At 70.5% G+C, this 23,544-nt stretch carries 23 protein-coding genes; 10 read left to right on the top strand and 13 right to left on the bottom strand.

All coding sequences use genetic code 11. The features are described 5' to 3' along the window. Positions 1-18: 18 nt before the first annotated feature. Both ACFSZT_RS18245 and ACFSZT_RS18240 read right to left on the bottom strand, forming a co-directional pair. A complete protein-coding gene (locus ACFSZT_RS18245) occupies positions 19-1,005 on the bottom strand; it encodes an alpha/beta fold hydrolase (RefSeq protein ID WP_377390619.1) in 987 nt (328 codons plus the stop codon). Between the two features lie 27 nt (positions 1,006-1,032). Next, positions 1,033-1,986 carry a VOC family protein gene (locus ACFSZT_RS18240; protein WP_377390617.1) on the bottom strand — a complete coding sequence of 318 codons (954 nt, stop codon included), beginning with the start codon at positions 1,984-1,986 and terminating at the stop codon, positions 1,033-1,035. Between the two features lie 194 nt (positions 1,987-2,180). On the opposite strand from ACFSZT_RS18240, the gene ACFSZT_RS18235 reads away from it, so the two are divergent. Further along, the gene (locus ACFSZT_RS18235) at positions 2,181-3,161 is read left to right on the top strand and encodes an AraC-like ligand-binding domain-containing protein (RefSeq protein ID WP_377390615.1); all 981 of its coding nucleotides are present in this window, start codon (positions 2,181-2,183) and stop codon (positions 3,159-3,161) included. A gap of 231 nt (positions 3,162-3,392) precedes the next feature. Further along, positions 3,393-4,301 (top strand): intradiol ring-cleavage dioxygenase, encoded by a 909-nt coding sequence (locus ACFSZT_RS18230; RefSeq protein WP_377390613.1) that lies wholly within the window; start codon positions 3,393-3,395, stop codon positions 4,299-4,301. A 69-nt stretch (positions 4,302-4,370) separates the two neighbouring features. Here ACFSZT_RS18230 and ACFSZT_RS18225 read toward each other — a convergent pair whose 3' ends face one another. From ACFSZT_RS18225 to ACFSZT_RS18215, 3 genes are all read right to left on the bottom strand, one after another. Continuing rightward, entirely contained in the window at positions 4,371-5,690 is a 1,320-nt protein-coding gene (locus ACFSZT_RS18225; RefSeq protein ID WP_377390611.1) for an MFS transporter, read from the bottom strand. A gap of 234 nt (positions 5,691-5,924) precedes the next feature. Then, positions 5,925-7,499, bottom strand: coding sequence for an FAD-dependent monooxygenase (locus ACFSZT_RS18220; protein WP_377390609.1), 1,575 nt, complete (start codon positions 7,497-7,499; stop codon positions 5,925-5,927). Between the two features lie 5 nt (positions 7,500-7,504). Next, positions 7,505-8,467 (bottom strand): MBL fold metallo-hydrolase, encoded by a 963-nt coding sequence (locus tag ACFSZT_RS18215; RefSeq protein WP_377390607.1) that lies wholly within the window; start codon positions 8,465-8,467, stop codon positions 7,505-7,507. Positions 8,468-8,625: 158 nt separating this feature from the next. Here ACFSZT_RS18215 and ACFSZT_RS18210 point away from each other — a divergent pair, with 158 nt between their 5' ends. Continuing rightward, complete coding sequence (locus ACFSZT_RS18210; protein WP_377390605.1) at positions 8,626-9,159, top strand: MarR family winged helix-turn-helix transcriptional regulator; 534 nt, start codon at positions 8,626-8,628, stop codon at positions 9,157-9,159. A gap of 282 nt (positions 9,160-9,441) precedes the next feature. Here the strand turns inward: ACFSZT_RS18210 and ACFSZT_RS18205 are convergent, their stop codons facing one another. Then, positions 9,442-9,771 carry a hypothetical protein gene (locus tag ACFSZT_RS18205; protein WP_377390603.1) on the bottom strand — a complete coding sequence of 110 codons (330 nt, stop codon included), beginning with the start codon at positions 9,769-9,771 and terminating at the stop codon, positions 9,442-9,444. Positions 9,772-9,910: 139 nt separating this feature from the next. On the opposite strand from ACFSZT_RS18205, the gene ACFSZT_RS18200 reads away from it, so the two are divergent. Then, positions 9,911-10,129, top strand: coding sequence for a hypothetical protein (locus ACFSZT_RS18200; protein WP_377390601.1), 219 nt, complete (start codon positions 9,911-9,913; stop codon positions 10,127-10,129). Positions 10,130-10,270: 141 nt separating this feature from the next. Here the strand turns inward: ACFSZT_RS18200 and ACFSZT_RS18195 are convergent, their stop codons facing one another. Next, the gene (locus tag ACFSZT_RS18195; RefSeq protein WP_377390599.1) at positions 10,271-10,888 is read right to left on the bottom strand and encodes a TMEM175 family protein; all 618 of its coding nucleotides are present in this window, start codon (positions 10,886-10,888) and stop codon (positions 10,271-10,273) included. 270 nt (positions 10,889-11,158) lie between these two features. On the opposite strand from ACFSZT_RS18195, the gene ACFSZT_RS18190 reads away from it, so the two are divergent. From ACFSZT_RS18190 to ACFSZT_RS18180, 3 genes are all read left to right on the top strand, one after another. Next, a complete protein-coding gene (locus ACFSZT_RS18190; RefSeq protein WP_377390597.1) occupies positions 11,159-11,488 on the top strand; it encodes a DUF3040 domain-containing protein in 330 nt (109 codons plus the stop codon). A 46-nt stretch (positions 11,489-11,534) separates the two neighbouring features. Then, positions 11,535-11,852 carry a hypothetical protein gene (locus ACFSZT_RS18185; RefSeq protein ID WP_377390595.1) on the top strand — a complete coding sequence of 106 codons (318 nt, stop codon included), beginning with the start codon at positions 11,535-11,537 and terminating at the stop codon, positions 11,850-11,852. Positions 11,853-12,099: 247 nt separating this feature from the next. Next, complete coding sequence (locus ACFSZT_RS18180; RefSeq protein WP_377391551.1) at positions 12,100-12,576, top strand: YbhB/YbcL family Raf kinase inhibitor-like protein; 477 nt, start codon at positions 12,100-12,102, stop codon at positions 12,574-12,576. 160 nt (positions 12,577-12,736) lie between these two features. On the opposite strand, the gene ACFSZT_RS18175 is transcribed toward ACFSZT_RS18180, so the two are convergent. The 4 genes from ACFSZT_RS18175 to ACFSZT_RS18160 all read right to left on the bottom strand — a co-directional run bounded on the left by ACFSZT_RS18175 (position 12,737) and on the right by ACFSZT_RS18160 (position 18,120). Beyond that, positions 12,737-13,138: a DUF2267 domain-containing protein gene (locus ACFSZT_RS18175; protein WP_377390594.1), complete on the bottom strand. Its 402-nt coding sequence runs from the start codon at positions 13,136-13,138 to the stop codon at positions 12,737-12,739. A gap of 99 nt (positions 13,139-13,237) precedes the next feature. Continuing rightward, on the bottom strand, positions 13,238-14,788 hold the full coding sequence (locus ACFSZT_RS18170) for a GMC family oxidoreductase (protein WP_377390592.1): 1,551 nt from the start codon (positions 14,786-14,788) through the stop codon (positions 13,238-13,240). A 42-nt stretch (positions 14,789-14,830) separates the two neighbouring features. Next, positions 14,831-16,384, bottom strand: coding sequence for an APC family permease (locus tag ACFSZT_RS18165; protein WP_377390591.1), 1,554 nt, complete (start codon positions 16,382-16,384; stop codon positions 14,831-14,833). A 242-nt stretch (positions 16,385-16,626) separates the two neighbouring features. After that, on the bottom strand, positions 16,627-18,120 hold the full coding sequence (locus tag ACFSZT_RS18160; RefSeq protein WP_377390590.1) for an aldehyde dehydrogenase family protein: 1,494 nt from the start codon (positions 18,118-18,120) through the stop codon (positions 16,627-16,629). A 372-nt stretch (positions 18,121-18,492) separates the two neighbouring features. On the opposite strand from ACFSZT_RS18160, the gene ACFSZT_RS18155 reads away from it, so the two are divergent. After that, positions 18,493-19,068: a TetR/AcrR family transcriptional regulator gene (locus ACFSZT_RS18155; RefSeq protein ID WP_377390589.1), complete on the top strand. Its 576-nt coding sequence runs from the start codon at positions 18,493-18,495 to the stop codon at positions 19,066-19,068. An 87-nt stretch (positions 19,069-19,155) separates the two neighbouring features. Here the strand turns inward: ACFSZT_RS18155 and ACFSZT_RS18150 are convergent, their stop codons facing one another. Together ACFSZT_RS18150 and ACFSZT_RS18145 are read right to left on the bottom strand one after the other, a co-directional pair. Beyond that, positions 19,156-19,776: an antibiotic biosynthesis monooxygenase gene (locus ACFSZT_RS18150; protein ID WP_377390588.1), complete on the bottom strand. Its 621-nt coding sequence runs from the start codon at positions 19,774-19,776 to the stop codon at positions 19,156-19,158. A 289-nt stretch (positions 19,777-20,065) separates the two neighbouring features. Continuing rightward, positions 20,066-21,022: an AraC family transcriptional regulator gene (locus ACFSZT_RS18145; protein ID WP_377390587.1), complete on the bottom strand. Its 957-nt coding sequence runs from the start codon at positions 21,020-21,022 to the stop codon at positions 20,066-20,068. Positions 21,023-21,162: 140 nt separating this feature from the next. On the opposite strand from ACFSZT_RS18145, the gene ACFSZT_RS18140 reads away from it, so the two are divergent. Continuing rightward, positions 21,163-22,386: a cytochrome P450 gene (locus tag ACFSZT_RS18140; RefSeq protein WP_377390585.1), complete on the top strand. Its 1,224-nt coding sequence runs from the start codon at positions 21,163-21,165 to the stop codon at positions 22,384-22,386. Position 22,387: 1 nt separating this feature from the next. Further along, entirely contained in the window at positions 22,388-23,413 is a 1,026-nt protein-coding gene (locus tag ACFSZT_RS18135) for a 2Fe-2S iron-sulfur cluster-binding protein (protein WP_377390583.1), read from the top strand. Positions 23,414-23,544: the final 131 nt, after the last annotated feature.

Below are 23,544 nucleotides of genomic sequence, written 5' to 3'. Positions count from 1 at the left end.
ATGTCCGTCCTTGGGTATTCAGCGGGCGCTGAGGGTGGCCAGGATCCAGTCGATGACGGGCTTGACGGTCTCGTCGGAGTTCGCCTCGAAGATGAGCCCGTGCCCGTTGCCGGTGACGCCGAGGTCGGGCAGGTGGAGCCGCTGCGCGCGCGCCCCGGCGGCGGTGAGGAACTCCACGACCTGCGGTGCGAACGCGGCGAACGGCGACGCGCCGCCGGTGACCACCGCGACCGGCATGTCCACGAGGGCCGGGATGCGGCGGCCGGTGACCTCGGCGGGATCGTCTGCAGGAGGGTCGTACGTGATCTTCGCGCTGGTGAGGCCCCAGGTGAGCTCACCGAGCCCGGGGAACCGGGCGAACGCGGGGCCCATCGGCTCGATCGCCGCGATCGCCGCGACCTTGTCCGGTCGCGCGTCCGCGGTGAGCCAACCGACCGGCCCGCCCGCGGAATGGGTGACCAGTACGGCTTCGCCCACGATGTCGAGAAGCCTGCCCAGCCGGTCGGCGTCCAGGCGTTGCGACTCGGCCAGGTCGGCGGGCAGCGGTCCCATCGAGCACACCAGCTGGTCGACGTCGGCGGACCCGATGTCGCGATCGAACGTCCACTGTGTCTGCGCGTCGCGGGCCTCGTCGGGCAGAAAGAGCGCCTTCGCCGCCTCGTACGGGAACGGACCGCCCATCGGAGCGACCACATCCGGGTGGTACGGCGAGCGGCCGTGCCCGCAGCGGTCGACCACGTAGACCGCGAAGCCCGCCTCCACGAACCGCGTCGCCCAGCCCGGCCTGCCGTCGGGTGTCCCGGTCCAGTCGGTGCCCTGCCCGCCGCCGCCGTGCACGAGCACGAGCGGTACGGGATGTGCCGGCCCCGGCGGCGCCTCCCACTGAACGAACAGCGGAGCCCGCTGCACGGTGCCGTGCTCGGTGCTCACGCGCTCACCCGGGACCCAGAACTGTCCACGCCGGACGGTGATCTCGTGGCCGCCGGCCACGTGCGGTGCTGCCATGTCACCCACCTCGTCGGTTCCGGCCCGTCAGATGTCGATCGGCTCCAGCTGCCGCAACAGCTCCTCCCGGCGATGCTCGAACTGTTCCGGGAGCTGGAACCGGGTGCCCAGCTCGTGCGGTGACTCGTCACAGGTCCAGCCGCCGTCGGCGTGGGTCACGGCGAGCTCGAACAGCGCGCCGCTCGGCGTGCGCACGTAGACACTCTTGAAGTACTTGCGGTCCTTGAGTTCGGAGATGTCGGTGTAGCCGCGGCCCTCGATCTCGAACTTCACCGCGTCCTGGTTCTCCAGGGTGTCCAGGTTCCAGGCGAAGTGGTGGTATGTGCCGGCGCCGTAGCCCCAGGTGCCCTGATCGTCGGTCCGGTTGACGGTGATCTCGAGGTGGTTGCCGTGCTTGGCGTCGCCGATCTGCAGCCCGATGACGTCGCCCTCCTCGGCAAGTCCGTCCTGGGCGAAGAACGACTCGTCCGCGAACTCCACCATGCGGTCGGGTGTGGTCATGTGCACGCCGACGCCGTGGATGCCGTGGATCGCGTGCTCCTGCGGCACGCCGTAGCCGGTGTGGCCCACCCGTTCGTCGCCGCTGTTGCCGACGAACACGTACTCGATCCCCGATGGGTGCCGGAACGCGAGCCTGCGCTTGCCGAACCGTTCGACGTTGGCGACCTCGATGCCGTGCTGGGTCAGCCTGCCGTGCCAGTAGTCGAGCGAGTGGTCCGGAATGGACAGCAGCACTTCGCGTGCCTGATTGGTTCCCCGCTTTCCGTAGAAGCCGGCCTGGGCCCACGGGAAGGTCGTCACGACGCTGGAGGGGTCGCCCGCGGCGTTGGAGTAGTACAGGTGGTAGATCGGCAGCGAGCCGTCGAACAGCACCGTGCGCTTGATGAAGCGCATACCGAGGATCTTGACGTGGAAGTCGACGTCTTCCTGAGCGTCCGCCACGGAGAGTGTCACGTGGTGCGAACCGTGCACGTAGGTCATGGATGTCTCCTCCACACTGAGGTATCCGATGACGCGAACTGTAGGAATACCGCGCGCCCGCGTGTGGCACGAGAGCGCACGCCGATGTCGCGTCCGCGCACACCCGAATGTGACCCACATCACTCACGGTTCCGGTGGGCGCGCTCGGTACCGTGTGGAAAACGACGCGCAGTTCGCGAGCCGTGGAGATGACGATGACGTCACTTGCGTCGCTGACGGACGAGTTCGCCACCGCCGGCGTGGCGCCGCGTCCCATCACGTTCACGTCCTGGGCGGACGCCGTCCGGCGCAGCGTGCTGAGCTTCGAGTTCGACTGTGACCGGCCCGAGCGCTTCGCCGGCACCGTCCGGGACCGATCGCTGCACGGCGTCAGTTTCATCGACATGTCCTCCGGACGGCACGCGGCCTACCGCGGCCCCAGCTCCATCCGCGACGGCGACGCCGGGTTCTACGTGATGACCCTGCAGCTCGCCGGCGAGGTCCGCATCGCCCAGGACGATCGCGTCGCCGTGCTCAAGCCCGGCCTGTTCGCGCTCTACGACTCCGGCAAGCCCGCGGCACTGACCGTGGGTGACGGCTACCGTTCCACATGCATCCGGTTTCCGAAGAGGGCGATCACCACCCGCCAGGACGATCCGCTCGCCGACATCACGGCGCGGCCGTTCGCGTGCGCGCCGGGTCTCACCGACACCGTGTGGAGCACCGTGCTGAGCGTCAACCGCAACCTCGAGTCGCTGGGCGTGCACGGGCGGACCACTGTCCGGTCGCTCCTGACCCTCGTCGGCACGATGCTCCGCGGCGAGCTCGGGCACCGGCTCCCGGCCCGGCCCCGGCACGAGGCGCTCCTGGACCGGGTCCTCGACTACATCGACGCCCACCTGGCCGATCCCGCCCTGGACCCCGGCCGCATCGCCGCCGCGCACTTCATCTCGCCGCGTGCCTTGCACGCACTGTTCGAACGGACGGGAACCACGGTGGCCCGGTCCATCCGCGAGCGGCGCCTCGAGCGGTGCCGACTCGACCTGGCCGACCCCGCGCTGGCGGACGTGCCGGCCGCCGCGATCGGAGCCCGGTGGGGGTTCCCCGGCGCCTCGCACTTCGGCCAGGTGTTCAAGCGCGAGACGGGCTGCACGCCGGCCGAGTTCCGCAAGCAGGCGCTGGCCGGGGCCCGGTGAGTCCCCACGACCCCAATGCGGCGACGCGCCGCGCATCGGTGCCGGCCGAGCCGCATCGCGGCGCCGGCGGATCCGGACGGCGGCTGTCGACGTCGACGCGCCCACCGAGCCGATCGGCACGGGCGCAGGCGGGCACATAGCCTGCGCGCGTGCCGTTGCACCGACCATCCGGCCGGTATGTTCACCGACGACGTCGCGCCGCCAGCGGCCGTGAGAAGGGAGCACACCACCATGACCGCCGCCGTCCCGCCGCAGCACAGTGAGCAGGAAGCCCGCGAGGAACGCCTCGTCCAGCAGGTGCAGGCGAGCTTCGACAACGCGCCGGATCCGCGGCTGAAGGAACTGCTGCAGGCCCTCACCCGGCACCTGCACGCCTTCATCCGCGAGGTGCGGCTGACCGAGCAGGAGTGGGAGACGGCGATCGCGTTCCTGCGCCGCTGCGGTGACATCACCACCGACACCCGCCAGGAGTTCATCCTGCTCTCCGATGTGCTCGGCCTGTCGATGCAGACCATCGGCGTCAACCACCCCGCGGAGGGTGATGCCACGGAAGCCACCGTGTTCGGCCCGTTCTTCGTGGAGGACTCGCCCGAGGTTCCGCTCGGAGGCGACATCGCGCAGGGCGCGTCCGGCGAGCCGTGCTGGGTCACCGGAACCGTGCGCGGCACCGATGGCCTGCCCATCCCGGGTGCCCGGCTGGAGGTGTGGGAGGCCGACGACGACGGCTTCTACGACGTGCAGTACGACGACGGTCGCACCGCCGGCCGCGCGCACCTGTTCAGCGACGACGACGGCCGATATCGGTTCTGGGGCGTGACACCCACGCCGTACCCGATCCCGCACGACGGCCCGGTCGGTGAACTGCTGGAGGCCGTCGGCCGCTCCCCCATGCGTGCCGCACATCTGCATTTCATGGTGACCGCCCCGGGCTACCGGCGGCTGGTCACGCACATCTTCGTCGAGGGCGACGAGCTGCTGGGCTCCGACGCCGTGTTCGGAGTCAAGGACTCGCTGGTCCAGCGCTTCGTACGGCATCCGGCCGGCTCCCCCACGCCGGACGGCCGGCAGGTCGGGGGACCGTGGAGCGAGGTCACCTTCGACATCGTCCTGCCGCCCGAGGGTGCCGGTGCCACGGCGTGAGCCCGGTGGCACCCCGCGACCGGGGGCGGACCGGCACCGGCCGGGCCGCCCCCGCGCGAGAGTGCTCCGTCAGACCCCGGTCCGTTCGGTGGCCGGGCCGGCCACGCTCGCGACACCGAGGTCGGCGCCCTTGGTCTCCTTCACCGCGGTGACGGCGGCGAAGGAGATCACGGCGAGCACCATGATGTAGATGCCGACCGAGCCGGACCAACCGGTGTTCTGCATCAGCAGCTCGGCGATGGTCGGGGCGAACGCGCCGCCGAGAATGGCGCCGAGCGCGTAGCCGATGGACACACCGGAGTAGCGCACGTTGACGGGGAACATCTCCGCGTACAACGCCGACATCGGGCCGTAGGAGAGCCCCAGGCCGAGTCCCAGCACGAAGAGGGCGCCACCGAACAGCAGGATGTCCGCCGTGTCGACGAGCAGGAACAGCGGCAACATCCACACGAACATGAACGCGTAGCCGATCTGGAATGTCCGAACGCGACCGATGCGATCGGACAGTGCGCCGCCGTACAAGGTGGAGATCAGCCACCCTGCCGAGGCGACGACGGTGGCGAGCAGCACCGACGAGCGGGGCAGGTCGAGCGTCGTGGTGCCGTAGGCGATGAAGTAGGCGATGACCAGGTACCCGGCGGCGTTGTTGGCGATGAAGATCAGTGCCGTGAGGACGACCTCCTTCCAGTTCCGCCGGAACAGGTCACGCAGCGGCGCCGAGGACTGCTTCTTGCGCTCCAGCATCTCCTTGAAGACCGGGCTCTCCTCGACGGCACGGCGAATGACGTACCCGACGCCGACCAGCACGACGGAGAACAGGAACGGGATCCGCCAGCCCCACGCCTCGAACTGAGCCGGGGTGGTGAGCGTGCTCAGCAGCCACAGCACGGTCGTGGCGAGGATCAGCCCGATCGGCACGCCGATCTGCGGGTACGCACCGAACAGCCCGCGCCGGTGCAGCGGCGCATGCTCGACGGACATCAGGGCGGCACCGCCCCACTCCCCGCCCGCCGAGAAGCCCTGCAGGATGCGCAGCACCATGAGAATGATCGGCGCCGCGATCCCGATGTCGGCGTAGGTCGGCAGCAGGCCGATCATCGCGGTGGCCGCGCCCATCGTCACGAGCGTGAGCACGAGCATCTTCTTGCGGCCCAGCTTGTCGCCGTACCGGCCCGCGATGATGGCGCCGAGCGGGCGGAACAGGAAGCTGATGCCGATCGTGGCCAGCGAGATGACGGTCGCCAGGCCGGGCGAGCTGTCGCTCACGGGCGCGAAGAACAGCGGCGCCAGCACGAGGCTGGCCGCCTGGGCGTAGATGAAGAAGTCGTACCACTCGATGGACGTCCCGGCGAGGGTGCTCGCCAGCACCTTGCGTTCTTCCGTGGACATGCGCTCCCGGGAGCGCGGTGGGGATACCGGTCGGGACATGGGAACTCCGTTGTTCGGCTGGGGCGAGCGTGCAGGGGATTCCCGGCTCGCCGTGGGGACGCGGGCCGTACCGGCCCACGGGGATTCTGCAGAATGATGCGACATCACGACGTCGTGCGCCAGTGTTCGCGGCCTCCTGCAATCGATTCGGCACCGGGCGGCCGCGCACCCGGTCAGGTCCGGAATGGACGCTTCCTACGCGGGCGACGGCGTCGCTGTCCGGCCGACGGCGCGCCGCAACGCGGCGTCGAGGCTCGCCGGGTCCGTCACGACCGCCGCCACGTAGGCGTCCGGCCGCACGACCCACAGCTCTCCGCGGCGCGCACCCAGGGCGTCGGCGAGCACACCGGTCACGTCGATCTCCTCCAGGTGGAGCACGCGCACCGGCCCCGAGGCACCCGTCACCACGTCCGGCACCTGTGCTCCCGGCGTGGCGAGGACGAGGAAGCCATCCCGGGCCAGCTCTCGAATGCGGCTGCATCCGGTCAGCGCGACCGGCACGTCCGGCACGAGAATGCCGGGCCCCGGAGCGGGTACGCCGCCGCGTGGCGGCCGCCCGCCGAACGGACGCGACTCGTCCGGAATCGTCAGGGGCGAGCCGACGTACCAGAACGGCTCCGCCAGCCTGCCCGAATCGACCCGCGCCCGCAGTGCCGGATCGGTGGCCGCGCCGGAGAGCACCCACACCCGTGTGCGGCGCTGCTCCTCGTCGTGCGGAACGAGAAAGTCCATCGTCGCCGTGGTGACCTCGATGTTCTCCAGCGCGGCGGCGTGCCGTTCCTGGTGGTAGCTCTCCAGCAGCTCCTCCCCGGCCCATCCGTTGAGGACGTACGCGAGCTTCCACGCGGCATTCTCGGCGTCGCCCACCCCGGAGTTGAGCCCCCGCGCGCCGAACGGCGACACCAGGTGCGCACAGTCTCCGGCCAGGAGCACCCGACCGACCCGCATCCGGTCGACGACGCGGGAATGGAAGCGGTACACCGATTTCCACACGATCTCGTAATCCGCGTCGCCGATGATCGCCCGGATCCTGCGGTCCAGGGCGCCCGAACGGACCTCGGCATCGAGGTCGTAGTCGCCCGGAACCTGCCAGTCGATGCGGAACGTCGACCCCGGGCACGGGTGGATCAGCACCTGCCGTCCCGGGTTCCACGCCGGATCGAAGTAGAACCGGCGTTCCTGCGCCCATCCCGGCAGGTCGGCGCGGATGTCGCAGATGAGGAACCGGTCGTCGAACGAGCGTCCGTCGAAGCTGACGCCGAGCTCGCGGCGCACCGTCTCGCCGCGGGCCCCTGCGCAGGCGACCAGGTAGTCGGCGCGGACCCGCACGCCGTTGTCGCACGTGACCGTCACCGACTCGCCGTCCTGCTCGATGCCGGCCACCTGGTGGCCCCACCGGACGTCGATCAACGGCTCGGCCGCGATGCGCTCGTCGAGAATCGCCTCCACCCGCGCCTGGGAGATGTTGACGAACGGGGGGAACTCCGACCGCCCGGGATCGCCAAGCTCGTAGGAGAACAGTTCCTGGTCGCGGTAGAACGTCCGCGCGGTGGTCCAGGTGACCCCTTCGCCGGCGATGCGGCGGCCCGCACCGACCGCCTCCCAGACGTCCAGGACGTCCCGCTGCTGGCAGATCGCCTTGGAGCCGACGACGTCCCGTTCCGGCCTGCCGTCGAGCACCACGACCGGTACACCCCACCGAGCCAGGAGCAACGCCGTGGTCTGTCCCACCGGTCCGTTGCCCAGTACCGCCACGCTGCGGTCTCGCACAGTCCTCACCCCTGCAGCTGGTCCCAGACCTCACGATCGCGTTGTGCCGTCCAGATCACCGGACGCTCCACGCCCGACAGTTCGTCCCACAGGCGGGAGACGTCGAACGGCAGGCAGTGTTCGAAGATCGGCCACTGGCCGTACTTCGGCGCCAGCGCGGCGTGCGTGCGCTCGAAGGCCTCCTTGAGGGTGCCTCCCGCCTCGTGCACGGCGCCGACCTCCCGGATCATCACGCGCAGGAAGTCGCGCGTCTGCTCGATCGCGGCGTTCACGGCCGCCCGGCCCTTGGTCACACCGCCGCGACCGCCGATCAGCACCTCGGCGCCGAACTCCTTGACCCGGTCCAGTGTGGACGATGCCCATTCCCGATGGAACGCGTCTCCTGTGTACAGTGCGGCCTCGGCTTCGACGAGGTCGCCGGCGTAGAGGATTTGCTGCCGCGGCAGCCACGCCACGATGTCACCCTCCGTGTGGCCGCGGCCGCAGTACTGCAGGACCAGATCACCTCGGTCGCCGCCCAGGTCGATGGTGAGCCGGTCGGAGAAGGTGAGCGTGGGCCACGTCAGGCCGGGAACCGAGTCGGCCCCCTTGGCCAATCGCGGCATCCTGCCGAACTCGCTCTCCCAGTCCTCCTTTCCCCGCTCGGCGACGAGCGCACGCGTGTTCTCGTGCGCCACGATCACCTCCGCGTCGAACGCCGACGCACCCAGCACGCGCACCGCGTGGTAGTGCGAGAGAACGAGGTATCGCACGGGTTTGTCGGTGTGTTCGGCCAGCTTGGCCAGCCACTCGCGGGCGGCGACGGGGGTGGCGAGCGCCTCGAAGCAGACGAGGAAGTCCTCCCCCTCGATGGCCCCGATGTTCGGGTCACCCTCCGCGGTCAACGCGTAGACGCCGTCGGCGAGGACCTCCAGTGTCTGTTCCTTCTCGGCGAGGTCGGCCGACGAGGCGAAAGCCTTCTGGGCCACGGTGCCCTCCAGGTGATAAAAGCTTTGACTATCTGGTTCACGAGTGAGCGTAGCCGTGGCCCAGCAGGAACGGAAGACCCGGAGGCGAAACTCGCCCGCGCGCACCTCGCGCCACCACCCGGGCGGACACCCCGCGCGGCGCGGTTTAGATTCGAGGCATGAGCGCCGAGCCGGCCGAACACCTCGATTACCTGACGTTCGTGGACTACGCGATCACCAAGACGACCGCGGAACTGCCGCGGGTCGACCCGATCGCCATGCGGCTCGGGATCATGCTGCACCGGCTCGCCAGCGCGCTCGTGTACGACTGGGAGTCCACTGTGCACCGCCCACGCGGATGGAGCTGGGGTGGATTCCGCGTGCTGTTCGTGCTCTGGCTGGCGGGGCCGCTCGAGGCGAAGCAGGTCGCCGAGCTGTCGGGCAACAGCCGGGCCGCGGTGTCCGCTCTGGCGAACACGCTGGAGCGGGACGGGCTGATCTCCCGGGAACAGGCCGCCTACGACCGCCGGGCCGTGCGGCTGCACCTCACCGACGCCGGCCACGACGCCATCACCAGCGCCTTCGAGGCACACAACGAACGCGAGCAGGCCTGGGCCAACGCGCTGACCGCCGAGGAGCGCGAGGTTCTCATCGGACTGCTCGAGAAGCTGGCCACCAGCACCGCGGCCACCGAGGCGAAGAAGCGTTTCTAGGCGTCGGCCCCGCGTCGGCGGGTCGGGGTCAGCGTCCGGGAGCTGAGCACGCGGCAGCCCGCACGTGGCCCGGTCGGCGACCTGGATCGAAGCGTGGTCGGCGGTACCCTGACGAGCCGACCGTTGCGGCAGGCCGAGGTCGGCAGCGTCACGCCACTCCCTCGGCCGGGGTCCTCCGTGCTCGGGCGGCCGCCGGCACCACGGCAGGCGGGTCGTCCGCCCGTGAGCTCGGGCTGCGGCGGGCCGTGGCGCGGTCGCCGGGACAGTCCCCGGCTCCGTGCGTCACGGGCGCGCGCGTCCGGGTGTCTGCTCCGCCACGCCGTGGCGCAAGGGTGTCCCGGGCTCGGCCGCGGTGGAGTCCCCGGCAGCGGAACCGTGGCGCTGCTCGGTGACCTCCGGCGTCCGCTCCTGGCTCCCGGGCGACGGCGTGGCACCGTCGGCGAGCTGCTCCAGACGGGCACGCATCACCTCGAGCACCGGCGTTCGGTTGGCGTGTTCCTGCTCGTAGGACATCAGCCGGCGCAACTGTGGCTCGTCGAGCGCCCGCACCCGATGTTGGAGCGTGCCGAGCGGCAGGTCGTCGTAGTCCGGCAACGGAAGCTCTTCGCTCATGACCCTCGCCTACCCGCGCGTGCTCCCGGGAAACGTCGGCGACTGCGGGCGCAGTCGCGGTCGGCGTGCCTGCGGCGGTGCATCGGTTCCCCGCTCGGGGAACCCGTGGAGGGACGTGAACCGCACGGAAGGAACGATCATGACCGGCGACGACGCGACGGCCTCCCCGTGGGAACAGTGGCCGGAGACGTTGCGCGAGCGGGGCCGGCGGGTGCTGGCCGAGCTGGGTGCCGGACGGCCCCAGGCCGCGGTCGACATCCTCGACGAACTCCTGGCCGACGTGCTGGCCCGCCGGGATACGCTGGCCGACAGCGCCAACCGCACGTTCGAGCCGTCCACCGACGACCGGAGCCACTGACCGGCGATCGGGCGGGCCAAGGGCCAGGTACCCGCCCGTGGTCCAGCCGTGCCGGAGCCGCCCGGCACCGCGGCCGGGAGCCGGCCTCCGGAGCGGTCCGGGGTCGCGTCACGCTGCTCGGCAGCACCGGCTTCCGCCCGTTCAGCTCGCCGGCCGGACTCGACGGCGCAACCGGGCGGCCACCTCGCCGAGTGCCGGCACGAGTGCCCAACACGCGTACGCCCAGGGCGTGACGACCGACAGCGGGACGGAACCCACGAAAGCGACGGCCGACACCGCCGACCCGGTTGCGGCGCGCCGGAACACACCCGCCGGCGTGCCGTCCCGCGCGAGTCCCGCCCGCACCACCTGCCGCATCATCACCACGAACACCAGGCTCATCGCGCCCTGGACGAGGGCGTAGAACCCGAACCGCACGGCAAACGCACCGTCACCGCTGAGCACCTCCGTGGCGAACGGCGTCAGCACGACCAGGAACAGCCACGCGGCCGTGAGCAGCCCCATCCCTCCGTCGGTGGCCACCACATGCCGGAACACTCGGTGGTGGCCCGCCCAGCGCACATAGATCACGACGAAACTGATCGCGAAAACGGCATAATCCTGCCGGTGGCCCCACGCCGATCGCAGGAGATCGTCGTTCGTCGCGCCCTCCGGAAGCGGCAGCCCCAGCGCCAGGAGCGTGATGGCGATCGCGATGACGGCGTCCACGAACTGCTGCTCCCGCTGCGCCGCCGCGGTGACTCCCTCGTCCGCCCGCATCCGACCACCCTGCCAGACCCCACGCCACGCCGCCGCTCATCCGATTCCGCAATCACCGCGAATGTTGGCGGAAAGTATCGATCAGTATTCGGTGCGTCGGCGTGCAATTCCCGTTTTCCCACGATTCCGGTGTTTGTGACCACCGTCATTGCAGGACAAGGCGCACGTGACCACGATGGCGCAGACGGAGGAATCCCCCTGCACCGCCTCCGTGGACCCCAAAGGAGAAATCATTGTTCAGTTCAGCGCGCCATTCCCGGGTGGGCGACCATGCCACTGAATGAACAGGAACAGCGGGCGCTGGCCGAGCTCGAACACGGATTGCGTGCCGACGAACCCCGGCTGGACACCTCCCTGCGGCGGATGTCGCCACCGGAGGACGCACCGGCGACCCTGCTGACGCTCGGCATCCTGGGCGCTGTCGTGGTCGGCGTGGGCCTGCTTGTCGCGGGCTGGGTCCTCTGCGGTCTGCTCGTGCTCGCGCTCGGCGCCGTCGGACCGCTGCGGCGAGCATCCCGGAGCTACTTCCACCCGGATTGCCAGCACCTGGTGCCGGCGTCGGCGCAGCATTGCCCCCGCTGCACGGCCGCCGCGGCCTGACCCCGAGGCCGTGTGACTCCTGGGGTACGCGGGTATGTCTGCGGCCATGAGGGCCTGCAGAGCGACCCGGGGCATCCACGCCATGCCCGACATCGTGTTGAACACCGCCGCTGACAAGGCGATGGCAAGCGCGTGGCTGACCGACGTCCTCGGCACCCGCCCGGACGAGGTCGACTTCCACCTGAGCTCCCCGCGGCTCACGGCCGAGTGGCCGGGCGGCCGGGCCGAGCTGCACGTGGAGGCGCGTGGGGCCGGCGGCAGCACGGCCACGCTCGAGGTGGCGGGCGAGGCGTCCGACGAGCTGGCCGGAGCCGCCCTCGACGCGCTGTCGGAACAGGTCGACCAGAACTTCAACCCGGGTTGAGCTGCGGGCACTCGGCTGAAACCGATCCGTCCCAGGAGGAACGATGCCGCAGCCGGGAAGCCATCAGTACGACATCCAGCGCACGCGCAAGCGCGCCGAGTACGACGACCAGGGCGTGCCCGATCAGCGCGCCGACCGCGCGGCGAACGAGGAGCTGGAGCGGGACAATCCGCCCCAGCCGGCCGGTGATCCCGACCGCGCCGCCGGACCCCGCGGCACAAGGGGAACGAGCCGCGGCGACCCGTCGATCACCGATCCGCCGCGGCCCTTGGCCAGCGGCGTGGAGCTGCGCAGCCCGGCGTTCAACGACGGTGCGTTCATTCCCGACCGCTACGCCAAGGGCCGCGAGAACGTCTCGCCTCCGCTCGAGTGGACCCACGTGCCCGACGGCGCCCGGGAGCTCGTGCTGCTGTGCGAGGATCCGGACGCGCCGGGCGGGACGTTCGTGCACTGGGTTCTCACCGGAATCAGGCCGGACGCGACCGGAGCGCCCGAGGGCGAGCCACCGGAGGGGGCGAACGCGGGCGTGAACGACTTCGGGCAGGTCGGCTGGGGCGGCCCGCACCCGCCCGTCGGGGACGAGCCGCACCGCTACTTCTTCCGGCTGTACGCGACCGACCGGCCACTGGAGCTCGGCGGCGCGGTCCACGCCGACGCGGTGCGGGCGGCTCTGGAGGGTCACGTGATCGACACCGGCACCCTCGTGGGCAGGTTCGGCCGCTGAGAGTCACCGTCCTCGGTGCCGTCTCCGGGTCCGGCTCGGTCCGGGAGTCAGCCTGCTCAGAAGCTGTTCGTCGAGGTTCCGCGGTGGTTGCGCGCTGACGACCGGCAAGCACAACGTGGCCGGCCCACCCGGTGGGTGAGCCGGCCACGAACGCCGGCCGTCAGCGCTGTTCGCTCACGGGCGCGGTCGAGAGCAGGTCCTGCCGGTAGTCCTGCGGCAGTTGCGAGGCGAGATCGTCGAACTCGCCCTCGCTGACGCCCTGCTTGAGCGTCGCGACGACCGCACGCGCGTGCTCACGCGCGCTGTCCTGGGTGCAGTCAGGCCCCTCGGCCTGCGCGACGCGGCGGTAGAACTCCTCGATCCCGAACGGCTCGCCCCCTCCCGTCGAAGGCAGTGCCTCGGCGATACCCGCAGGCAGCTGGCCGGCGAGGTCGCGCGGTTCGTTGCCGGCGAGTCGTTGACCGAGCACCGACAACGTGGCGTGGGTCGCGCGTTCCGCCTCGGCGGGGTCGGACAGGCCCACGGTCTTGCGTACGGCGGCGACGATGTCGTGTTCCTTCATGACACCTCCTACGTCGCATCGAGTGCCGGTACGTCCTTCACGTACCCGGCGCCGCGCGGCACCACACCCGGACGTCCGGAGGTCCCGCCGGCGGCACCGTCAGCGGTTGTCCTCCTTGAGCATGTCGGAGCACTTCTCACCGATCGCCATGGTGGTGATGTTCGGGTTGACGGCCACGAGGAACGGCATCGCCGAGGCGTCCGCGACGCGCAACCCGTGCACGCCCTTGACCCGCAGTCGCGCGTCGAGCGGCTTGGTCGGGTCGTCCGCGGCACCCATGGGCACCGACGCCGCCGGGTGGTACACGGTGTTGTGGGTGCGGCGAATGTAGTCGGCGATCTCGTCGTCGGTCCGCACGTCCGGCCCCGGGAACAGCTCGGCACCGGCCCACTCCCGCATCGCGGGCCGCGCCACGATCTCCCGGGCAAGCTTGATCCCCTCGACCATCACGCGCATGTCGTGCGGGTCGGTGAAGTAGCGGGGGTCGACCTTCGGCTTGTCCCGGAAGTCCCGGCTGCGCAACCGGACGGTGCCGGTCGACCGGGCCCGGGTGACGTTCGGCGTCAGGCAGAAGCTGTTCTCCGACGTCGGGTAGCCCTGCCGCACGGTGTGCATGTCGAACGGCACCGAGCCGTAGTGGAACATCAGGTCCGGCCGGTCGAGGCCTTCGCGGGTCGTGGTGAAGATGCCGATCTCCCACCACTGTGTCGTGTCGGTGACCATCGGCTGCTTCGCGTCCCAGCTGATGACGCCTTCCGGATGGTCCTGGAGGCTGGAGCCGACCCCGGGCGAGTCGACCAGCACCTCGACCCCGACCTCACGCAGGTGCTCGGCGGGTCCGATGCCGGAGAGCATCAGCAACTTCGGCGTGTCGATCGCCCCGGTGGACAGCACGACCTCGCGCCGCGCCGTCACCGTCCGCGTGTGGATGAGGTCGGCGTCGAGGTATTGCACGCCGGTCGCGCGGGTGCCGTCGAAGGTCACCTTCTTCGCCCAGGCCTGCGTGCGGATCTCCAGATTCGGCCGCTTGCCCATGATCGGGTGCAAGTAGGACACCGACGACGACGAGCGGGTGCCGTCCTCGCGGGCGTTGATCTGGAACCAGTTGGCCCCGTGCACGACCGTCCGGCCCGAGTTGAACTCCGTGGTCGGGATGCCCTGTTGTGCGCACGCCTCGAGCAGCGCGGCACCGCAGGGATCCTTCGGCGGGACACTGCGAATGGTCACCGGACCACTACGGCCGTGATGCTCGCCCGGACCGTCGTTGGTCTCCAGACGCTGGTACAGCGGAAAGATGTCCTTGGCGCCCCAGCCGGTGGCGCCCATCGACTCCCACTCGTCAAGGTCCTCGGCGGGAGCCCAGAACGCGATGCACGAGTTGTGCGAGGAACAGCCGCCCAGCACCCGGGCCCGCGCGTGCCGCATGAACGAGTTTCCGTTCTCCTGCGGCTCGATCAGATAATCCCAGTCGTAACCGGACTCCAGCAGCGCCATCCACCGCTTGAGCTCGAGAATCGCCTGATCGCCCACATCGGACGGACCGGCTTCCAGCAGGCAGACGGTGACATCCGGGTCTTCCGACAGCCGGGCCGCGACGACGGCGCCCGCGCTGCCGCCGCCCACGACGACGTAGTCGAACTGGTCTGACATGGATCGCATCTCCTTTGTCACAAAGGCCTGCCGGCGCCTCGCTCAGCTCGCGGGCGTCTCGGTGGCACGGGAGGACGGGATTTCCTGGGCTACGACCGTCGCCGCGTGCTCGGCGAGCACCCCGATCTTGCGCCGCTGGACGAACCAGTAGTAGGCGAACCCGCCGACGGCGGCGATCCCGATGAACACGACAGCGCTGTACTGCAGGTACCACTGGTAGGGCGGCTCGGCGTTGTAGACCTCGCGGCGCGGCCACGCCAGGTTGACCGTCATCGCCCCGCCCCACAGCACGGCGAGAATGTTGATCGGCAGGCCGAACCGGCCGAGACTGAACCGGCCGGACTCCTTGGCCGTGGACCACTTGCCGCGCAGCCGAGCGACCAGCATCGGCACGGTCACGAGCAGATACGAGATGTAGACGAGGATGATCGCCAGGCTGGTGACCGCGGTGAAGATCTGCGGCTGCCCGATGTTGACCAGGAGCAGGACGATCGCGAGCCCGCCGATGAGCACGGCCGGGACGACCGGCGTCTGGAACCGCGGGCTGACCTTCGCCAGCTTCGACCCGGCGGGCAGCGCGTTGTCGCGCGCCATCGCGAAGGCGATCCGGATGGACGCGGTGTGGACGGCCAGCACGCAGACCGTGATCGCCACGAAGATGGCCAGCAGGAACAGACGGCCGACCACCGGTCCCAGCGAGTCGTTGAGGACGAACTGCAAGCCGCTCGACGACAGTTCCGGTGAGGACAGATCACGCGCGGCCATCAGTCCGAAGAGGATGATGAGGCCGCCGAGCAGACCTGACGCGATCAGCGCCCGCAGAATCGCCTTGGGCGCGTTGCGGTGCGGATCCACGGACTCCTCGCCGAGCGACGCGGCGGTGTCGAAGCCGTACATCACGTACGACGAGGCGATGCCGGCGACGAGGAACGCGCCCAGGTAGCCGGTCGAGAATCCGGCCTCGGTGCCGTTGGTCTCCAGAACGACGTCCGGCCCGTTGGTCGCGGCCAGCACCAGTGCGAGGATCAGCAGGACCGCCGCGACCAGTTCGAGGATCACGCCGGCGCTGTTGATGCGGGCCATCAGCTTCACGCCGAAGGCGTTGACGAGCGTGGTGAACAGGATCAGCGCCAGCGCCAGCACGACGGCGTTGACCGCCGCATCGGTCGCGCTCGTGCCGTCACCGACGAACTGGAAACCCGACCAGATCTGCGGCAGCGTGTTCTGGTAGGCCAGCGCGGTCGCCGCGATCGACACGATGGAGGCCAGCAGCATCATCCATCCGGCAAGCCACCCGATGTGCGGGCCGCCCAGCGTCTTCGCCCAGTTGTAGACCGATCCGGCGATGGGGTATCGCGATGCCAGCTCGGCGAAGCTCAGCGCCACGAACAACTGGCCGAGGAACACGATGGGCCACGACCACCAGTAGGCGGGACCGCCGAAGGACAGCCCGAAATAGGACAGTTGGAAGGTGCCGGTGAGCACCGAGATGTAGCTGATGCCGGCCGCGAAGGTATGGAAGCCCCCGAGCGACCGCTTCAGTTTGTTGGTGTAACCGAACGCGTTCAGTCCGGCATCGTCATGGGCAGCACTCATTCCCGATTGACTCCTTCCCCGATCGCGCGCCGCCGACAGCAGCGCGGCGTGATCGGGTGGTAGCTGGTGCGTGTGCCGAGCGAGACCCGGGCGCGGCGCGGACGACTGCGCGGGTGGCGCAGCCGGACGCGCGTCCGCGGGTTTCAGTTCCGTACGGGTGGCGCGTTGGTCCACCGGTGCGCGCCGGCGCGCCGTGCCCGCCGGGGCGCTCCCGGGCACCGGGTCGTGTCCGCGCGCATTACCTACTGCCCGGAGAACCAGTGTTGCGGCGCCGGACGCAGGTTGTGGTAGACGTGCTTGGCTTCTTGGTACTCCCCCAGTCCGGCCCGGCCGAGCTCGCGGCCGACGCCCGACTGCTTGAAGCCGCCCCATTCCGCCTGGGGCAGGTAGGGGTGAAAGTCGTTGATCCACACGGTGCCGTGGCGCAGCCGGTTGGCGACCCGCTGACCCCTGCCCGCGTCGGCCGTGAACACGCCGGCAGCCAGGCCGTAGTGCGTGTCGTTGGCGATGCGCACGGCATCGTCCTCGTCGGTGAAGCGCTCCACGGTGAGCACCGGCCCGAAGGACTCCTCCGACACGGCGAACGATCCCTGCGCGACCTCGTCGAGCACGGTCGGCAGGTAGTAGTGCCCCCGCGCGTACCGATCCCCGTCGGGCCTGCGACCGCCGGTGCGCAGCACGGCGCCCTCGGCGACGGACTTGGCGACGTAGTCCTCGACCTTGCTCAGGTGCTCGGCGGAGATCAGGGGGCCCGTCTCGGCGTCCTCGTCGAACGGACCGCCGATGCGGATCTGCTCCGCACACCGGACGATTTCGTCGACCAGGGCGTCGTGCACCTCGTCCTGCACGATCAGCCGCGCGCCCGCCGAGCACACCTGTCCGGAGTGGAGGAACACGGCGGTCAGTGCGTAGTCCACGGCGGTGTCGAAGTCGGCGTCGGCGAACACGATGTTCGGGTTCTTCCCGCCCAGCTCCAGGGCCACCTTCTTCACCGTGGCCGCCGCGGCGGCGGCGATCGTGCGGCCCGTGTGCAGCCCGCCGGTGAACGAGACGAGGTCGACGTCCTTGTGCTCGGCCAGCACGGCACCGACCTCGGCTCCGCTGCCGAGCACCAGGTTGCCCACGCCGGCGGGCAGACCCGCCTCGGTGAGTGCCCGCATCAGCAGGATCGCCGTGCTGGGGGTGAGCTCACTCGGCTTGAGAACGAAGGTGTTGCCCGCGGCCAGTGCGGGCGCGACCTTCCACGCCACCTGCAGCAGCGGGTAGTTCCACGGCGTGATCATGCCGCACACGCCGACCGGCTCGTACTGCACGCGACTGAGCGCGTCGGGCGATCCGGTGTCGACGAGCCGGCCCGCGTCCGTACCGGCGATCTTGCCGAAATAGCGGAAGCAGGCCGCGATGTCATCCATGTCGATGCGGCTTTCCACCAGCCGCTTACCGGTGTCCAGCGATTCGGCGCGGGCGAACGTCTCCTTGTCGCGCACGAGGATGTCGCTCACCCGCAGCAGCAGATCCCCTCGCTCCCACGGCGAACTCGAGGGCCACCCGCTGTCGTCGAAAGCGCGGCGTGCCGCCGCGACGGCGCGTTCCGCATCGGACCGATCGGCCTCATCCACAGTGGACACGAGCGTCCCGTCGGCGGGACAGCGGATCTCCCGGGTGCCTCCCGAGACGGCAGAGACCCATTCGCCGTCGATGAACAGCGTCGGTGGCGCGATATCAGCCTGCGACATGAACCGTTTCCCTGTGGTGTCGACTGTCCTGGTGCCGGTCTCTCCGCGTCGCCGCGCGTCCGGGGCGTACTCCTCATCGGACACAGCGCGTCGCGGGCCGCGTGCGGTCGCGGTGCCCGGCTCGCGTGTGGCCTCGCTCGCACCACCCGCTCGGTCCGTAACGGACGCGACCGCATCAGCGATCGGTGACGTTACACCGCGGCTGTACATCTGTACACGCCCACGGCGAGCCCGGGCTCGTGTTGGCGGTCGGATTCGCGGCCTCCAACAGCGGAAACACCAGCACGGTGACGTGGGCCGCATCATGTACCGCGATGCCGTGGCAGGCTGTGTCCGGGCACCGAAGGCCGTGCAGGAGGAACGCCGACGCGCATGTCGATCAGCAAGACCGCGCCCGCCGCCGGGCGCAGAGACCCGGACCGCCGGGAGCGCATCGCCCGCGCCGCGATCAGGGTCGTGGCCGAACGGGGGGTGGACAAGCTCACCCACCGTGCCGTCGCGGCGGAAGCCGGCGTGCCGCTCGGATCCACGACGTACTACTTCGCCAACCTCGACGATCTCCTGGCCTGCGCGTTGCGGTACGCCGCCGAGGCCGACGTCGACCACCTCCGGGAATGGGCCGCCGGACTGGACGGCGATACCGACCTCGCGGTGGCGCTCGCCGACCTCGTCCTGCATTACCTGGGCCCCGCGCGGGCACAGACGGTGGTCGAGCATCAGCTCTACGTAGCCGCCCTGCACCGACCCGCTCTGCGCCACGTCAGCCAGGAATGGGACACGGCGCTGGCGGAACTGTTCGCCTCCTACACCGACCCGCAGACCGGCCGCACGTTGTCCGTCGTGTTCTGCGGCCTGCTGCTGCAGGGCATCGTGCGCGAATCGGTGCCGAAGCGGGACGACATCGAAGCCGTCTTCCGCAGTGTCCTGGCGCCGCACCACGGCGGCTGAGCGCCGGTCCCGCCCGGCCCGGCAGAGGAACCGGGCCGGGCGCCGGCCGGAGGGCCGGCCTGGACGACGTCGAGCCGCCACGGGGGGCTACGCCATCTCGGGCACCCTCAGGTGGGCGATCGCCAGCTCGAACTCGCCGATGTCGAGGCGCTCCGCACCCAGATCGCGGACCACCGACGCCCTGATCTCGTCGGCGCGCTGGGTGCTGCGCCGCATCGCGTCCATGCTGTCGTAGGCCACCGACCCGACACACCGCGACGTCGACCGGTCGAGCAACAGGCTCGCACTGCAGAACCCGTCGAGTTCGGAGACCGCGGGCAACACGGCCTCGCTGAACACGTCGGTCACCCGGTCCAGCTGGTCCGGGTCCAGCCGCAACCAGGTCACCCGGGCACACGCGCCCGCACTCGCGCGGTGATCACGGTGCAGCATCGCGATCTCCCACTCGTCGACCTGGGGTTGGCCGCCGAAGATCTTCGCCGCCTCGTCCCGCAGCCTGCCCGCGGCGTGCGCGCTGGCGCGCATCGCCGTCTCGTCCTCCCACGCGGTCGTCACGATGCAGCGGCCGCTCTGGCGATCCGCCAGCATCGACAGCCCCACGCAGCCGGACATGTCGAGGATCGCGGGCATCACTACGTCGCGGACATGCGCCACCCCGTCGTCGATGGCGTCCGGCCGCGCCTGAATCGTCGTGGACCGTGCATGCACGATGCACCTCCTGCCGTCGGGGCGGCGCCCCGGTGGCGCCACCGGTCACCTCACACTGCTCCCCCGGTACCGACCGGGCAAGGGACCGGCTCGCACGGTTTTGTACTTGCACGCTCAACCGATCCGTTGTCGCGCTGGATCCGTGCCGTGGTCCTCCCCGAGCGGCGGCGGCCGGGCGGCTCGGGTCCTCTCCGGGCAATGCCGAGCACGTCCGCCGTTGTCTCCTCCAATCCGGACTCTCCCGCGACGCGTACGTGGTCCGGACCTTTCCGCCCGCCCACCTCGGCCGTCAGCCGAGTTCGCCCGCGTCCCGGCGCGCCTGGGACGGCGGCACCCCGTAGCGCTTGCGGTACGCGGCGGCGAACCGGCTGGCGCTGGAGAAGCTCCACCGTGCGGCCACCTCGCTGATGGCCAGCCACGGCTCGGCGAGCAGGTCGGCGTGGGCGCGCTGCAGGCGGACGTCGATCAGGTACTCCGTCGGCGTGCACCCGACCCACTGCCGGAAACCCTCCTGCAGCCGCCGGACGCTGGTGCCCGCCACGGCGGCCATCTCACTTGCCGTCCAGGCCCGGGCGGGGTCGTCGTGCACCTGATCCATGACGCGCCGGATCGCCCGCGGACGCGGCGGCGGTCCCGAACCGAGGTCCGGACAGCCAGCGAGCAGGAACCCGGCCGCGACCGCTCCGGCGAGCTGGTCCCGCACCGGTCCGCACTCCGCGAGCGGACCCGGATCGCGCAGGTGCGCCGTCAGGCTTCCGATGAGCGTGCGCCACGCGTGACCGCGGCCGTCAGCGAGGGCCAGCTGTTCCGGCAGAGCACTCCGCAAGGTGGTGCGGTCGGTGCCGAGTACCCGCTCGGCCTCACGGTCGAGCCACCGGCTGTCGAACTTGACACCGAGCACGGTGCAGGTCGCGTCCCAGTGGCTGATGAGGGTGGGCGTGTCCGAGCGGAACACGGTGCCCTGGCCCGGCACCGAGACCACCGTGCCGTGTCTGCCCCGGCTTTCCAGGTGGCCGGTGAGGGGCAGGTTGACCTCGTAGGCGCCGGGATAGTCGCAGGCCACCCGGACGTCCGCACCCCAGCCGACGTGCCCGATCAAGACCGGTCCGAGGTCGAGGGTGTGCAACGTCAGCCGTGGATCGCGGGTCCCGCTGAGCAGGCGCAGCTCGTGCGGGAAGTACGCCTCCGCCACCTTCCGGGACGCCTGGTCCCAGTCCCGGGGAGCGGCACCTCGCCGTGCACGCATGCGCAGAAGGATACCTGGGACGCAGGTCACGAACGTGTCGCGCGATCCGTATCACGGCCGCGCTCAGCGTGTCGCCCGGTCCCCCTCCACCGCCCTACCGTCCCGTGCCAACCCGACAACGACGTGGGAGGACACGACCCATGACGACGACAGAGCGTCCCGACCTGGCCTGGCTCGACGACGTCACGATGACCGAGCTCGAGCGCAACCCGTACCCGGTGTACGAGCGGCTGCGCGCCGAGGCACCGCTGGCCTACGTCCCGGTGCTCGGTTCGTACGTCGCGTCCACGGCCGAGGTGTGCCGGGAAGTGGCGACCAGCCCCGACTTCGAAGCGGTGATCACGCCCGCGGGCGGCCGGACGTTCGGCCACCCGGCGATCATCGGAGTGAACGGCGAGATCCACGACGACCTGCGGTCGATGGTGGAGCCGGCCCTGCAGCCGGTCGAGGTCGACCGCTGGATCGACGACCTGGTGCGCCCGATCGCCCGCCGCTACCTGGAACGCTTCGAGAACGACGGGCACGCCGAGCTGGTGTCCCAGTACTGCGAACCGGTCAGCGTGCGCTCGCTCGGCGACCTGCTCGGCCTGCACGACGTCGACTCCGACAAGCTGCGGGAATGGTTCGCGAAGCTGAACCGGTCGTTCACCAACGCGGCGGTGGACGAGAACGGCGAGTTCGCCAACCCGGAGGGCTTCCGCGAGGGCGACGAGGCCAAGGCGGAGATCCGCGCGATCGTCGACCCGCTGATCGACAGGTGGATCGAGCACCCGGACGACAGCGCGATCTCCCACTGGCTGCACGACGGCATGCCGCCCGGGCAGACCCGCGACCGGGAGTACATCTACCCCACCATCTACGTCTACCTGCTGGGCGCGATGCAGGAACCGGGTCACGGCATGGCGTCCACCCTCGTGGGCCTGTTCAGCCGTCCCGAGCAGCTGGAGGAGGTCATCGACGACCCCACACTGATCCCGCGGGCGATCTCGGAAGGGCTGCGGTGGACGTCGCCGATCTGGTCGGCCACCGCCCGAATCTCGACCAAGCCCGTCACCATCGCCGGCGTCGACCTGCCCGAGGGCACGCCGGTGATGCTGTCCTACGGCTCGGCCAACCACGACACCGGGCAGTACGAGGCGCCGTCCACGTACGACCTGCACCGCCCGCCGCTGCCGCATCTGGCCTTCGGCGCAGGCAACCACGCGTGCGCAGGCATCTACTTCGCCAACCACGTCATGCGGATCGCGCTGGAGGAACTGTTCGAGGCCATTCCCAACCTCGAACGGGACACGCGCGAGGGTGTCGAGTTCTGGGGCTGGGGATTCCGCGGGCCGACCAGCCTGCACGTCACCTGGGAGGTCTGACGTGGGCTTCGCGGTGACCGTCGGCGGCAACCGCGTGGACTGCGCCGCCGACCAGACGCTGCTCGACGCGTGCCTGCGCGCGGGCGTGTGGATGCCGAACTCGTGCAACCAGGGCACGTGCGGCACGTGCAAGTTCCGGGTGCTCTCCGGCGAGGTCGACCACGCCTCGTCCCCGCTCCAGACACTCACCGAGGAGGAGCGAGCTGCGGGCCTGGCCCTCGCCTGCCAGGCCCGCCCCGTCACCGACCTGGAGGTGCACAGTCCCGGACCGTCCGGCCGCGCCGTGCACCCGCTGCGGGACCTCGTCGCCACGGTGCTGGAGGTCTCCGACATCGCCCGCGAGACCCGCCGCGTGACGCTGGGCCTGGCGGAGCCGCTGGCGTTCGAGGCCGGGCAGTACGTCGAGCTTGTCGTGCCGGGCACCGGCGAGCGGAGGCAGTACTCGCTGGCCAACACCTCCGACGAGGACAAGGTCCTCGAACTGCACGTCAAGCGGGTGGCGGGCGGCGTCGCCACCGACCGGTGGATCTTCGACGGCCTCGCCCCCGGCGACCAGGTGGAGGCGTCCGGCCCGCTGGGCGACTTCCATCTCCCGCCGGCCGCGGACGACGACGGCGGGCCGATGGTCCTCGTCGGGGGCGGCACCGGGCTCGCTCCGCTGGTGGGCCTGGCCCGCACGGCCCTGCGCAGGCACCCGGAACGGCAGCTGTTGCTCTACCACGGGGTGCGCGGAGCCGCCGACCTGTACGACCTCGACCGGTTCGCGGAACTGGCGGAGCGGTACCCGCACTTCCGGTTCGAGCCGGTGCTGTCCGAGGAACGCCACGCCGGGTACCGGAGCGGGTTCCCCACCGACGCCTTCCTCGAGGACGTGCCGAGCGCCCGCGGATGGTCCGGCTGGTTGTGCGGACCACCGCCGATGGTGGAGGCCGGGGTCAAGGCGTTCAAACGGCGCCGCATGGCGCCGCGGTCGATTCACCGGGAGAACTTCACCCCGGCGGACGCGCTCGGCGACCCGCGCGCCTGACGGACACGGACAGACCCGGACGGACCCGCGCGACCTGCCGCTGCCAGGGCGGCGTCGTCCGGGTCCGTCGGCGTTCTCGAGGTTCACACCAGGCGGCCGGTGGGTCGCGCTGCGCGACGAACCTCACCCGT

Source organism: Prauserella oleivorans (assembly GCF_042685745.1).
In the GTDB taxonomy this organism is placed as follows: Bacteria; Actinomycetota; Actinomycetes; order Mycobacteriales; family Pseudonocardiaceae; genus Prauserella_A; species Prauserella_A oleivorans.
Note: the sequence above shows the minus strand (reverse complement) of the source record. Positions and strands in the feature narration are given on the sequence as shown.

Bases quoted from the DNA above. Each gene is read 5' to 3' on its own strand.
- ACFSZT_RS18245 (WP_377390619.1), bottom strand. From the start codon at position 1,005: ATGGCAGCACCGCACGTGGCCGGCGGCCACGAGATCACCGTCCGGCGT.
- ACFSZT_RS18240 (WP_377390617.1), bottom strand. From the start codon at position 1,986: ATGACCTACGTGCACGGTTCGCACCACGTGACACTCTCCGTGGCGGAC.
- ACFSZT_RS18235 (WP_377390615.1), top strand. From the start codon at position 2,181: ATGACGTCACTTGCGTCGCTGACGGACGAGTTCGCCACCGCCGGCGTG.
- ACFSZT_RS18230 (WP_377390613.1), top strand. From the start codon at position 3,393: ATGACCGCCGCCGTCCCGCCGCAGCACAGTGAGCAGGAAGCCCGCGAG.
- ACFSZT_RS18225 (WP_377390611.1), bottom strand. From the start codon at position 5,690: ATGTCCACGGAAGAACGCAAGGTGCTGGCGAGCACCCTCGCCGGGACG.
- ACFSZT_RS18210 (WP_377390605.1), top strand. From the start codon at position 8,626: ATGAGCGCCGAGCCGGCCGAACACCTCGATTACCTGACGTTCGTGGAC.
- ACFSZT_RS18205 (WP_377390603.1), bottom strand. From the start codon at position 9,771: ATGAGCGAAGAGCTTCCGTTGCCGGACTACGACGACCTGCCGCTCGGC.
- ACFSZT_RS18200 (WP_377390601.1), top strand. From the start codon at position 9,911: ATGACCGGCGACGACGCGACGGCCTCCCCGTGGGAACAGTGGCCGGAG.
- ACFSZT_RS18195 (WP_377390599.1), bottom strand. From the start codon at position 10,888: ATGCGGGCGGACGAGGGAGTCACCGCGGCGGCGCAGCGGGAGCAGCAG.
- ACFSZT_RS18190 (WP_377390597.1), top strand. From the start codon at position 11,159: ATGCCACTGAATGAACAGGAACAGCGGGCGCTGGCCGAGCTCGAACAC.
- ACFSZT_RS18185 (WP_377390595.1), top strand. From the start codon at position 11,535: ATGAGGGCCTGCAGAGCGACCCGGGGCATCCACGCCATGCCCGACATC.
- ACFSZT_RS18175 (WP_377390594.1), bottom strand. From the start codon at position 13,138: ATGAAGGAACACGACATCGTCGCCGCCGTACGCAAGACCGTGGGCCTG.
- ACFSZT_RS18170 (WP_377390592.1), bottom strand. From the start codon at position 14,788: ATGTCAGACCAGTTCGACTACGTCGTCGTGGGCGGCGGCAGCGCGGGC.
- ACFSZT_RS18165 (WP_377390591.1), bottom strand. From the start codon at position 16,384: ATGAGTGCTGCCCATGACGATGCCGGACTGAACGCGTTCGGTTACACC.
- ACFSZT_RS18160 (WP_377390590.1), bottom strand. From the start codon at position 18,120: ATGTCGCAGGCTGATATCGCGCCACCGACGCTGTTCATCGACGGCGAA.
- ACFSZT_RS18155 (WP_377390589.1), top strand. From the start codon at position 18,493: ATGTCGATCAGCAAGACCGCGCCCGCCGCCGGGCGCAGAGACCCGGAC.
- ACFSZT_RS18145 (WP_377390587.1), bottom strand. From the start codon at position 21,022: ATGCGTGCACGGCGAGGTGCCGCTCCCCGGGACTGGGACCAGGCGTCC.
- ACFSZT_RS18140 (WP_377390585.1), top strand. From the start codon at position 21,163: ATGACGACGACAGAGCGTCCCGACCTGGCCTGGCTCGACGACGTCACG.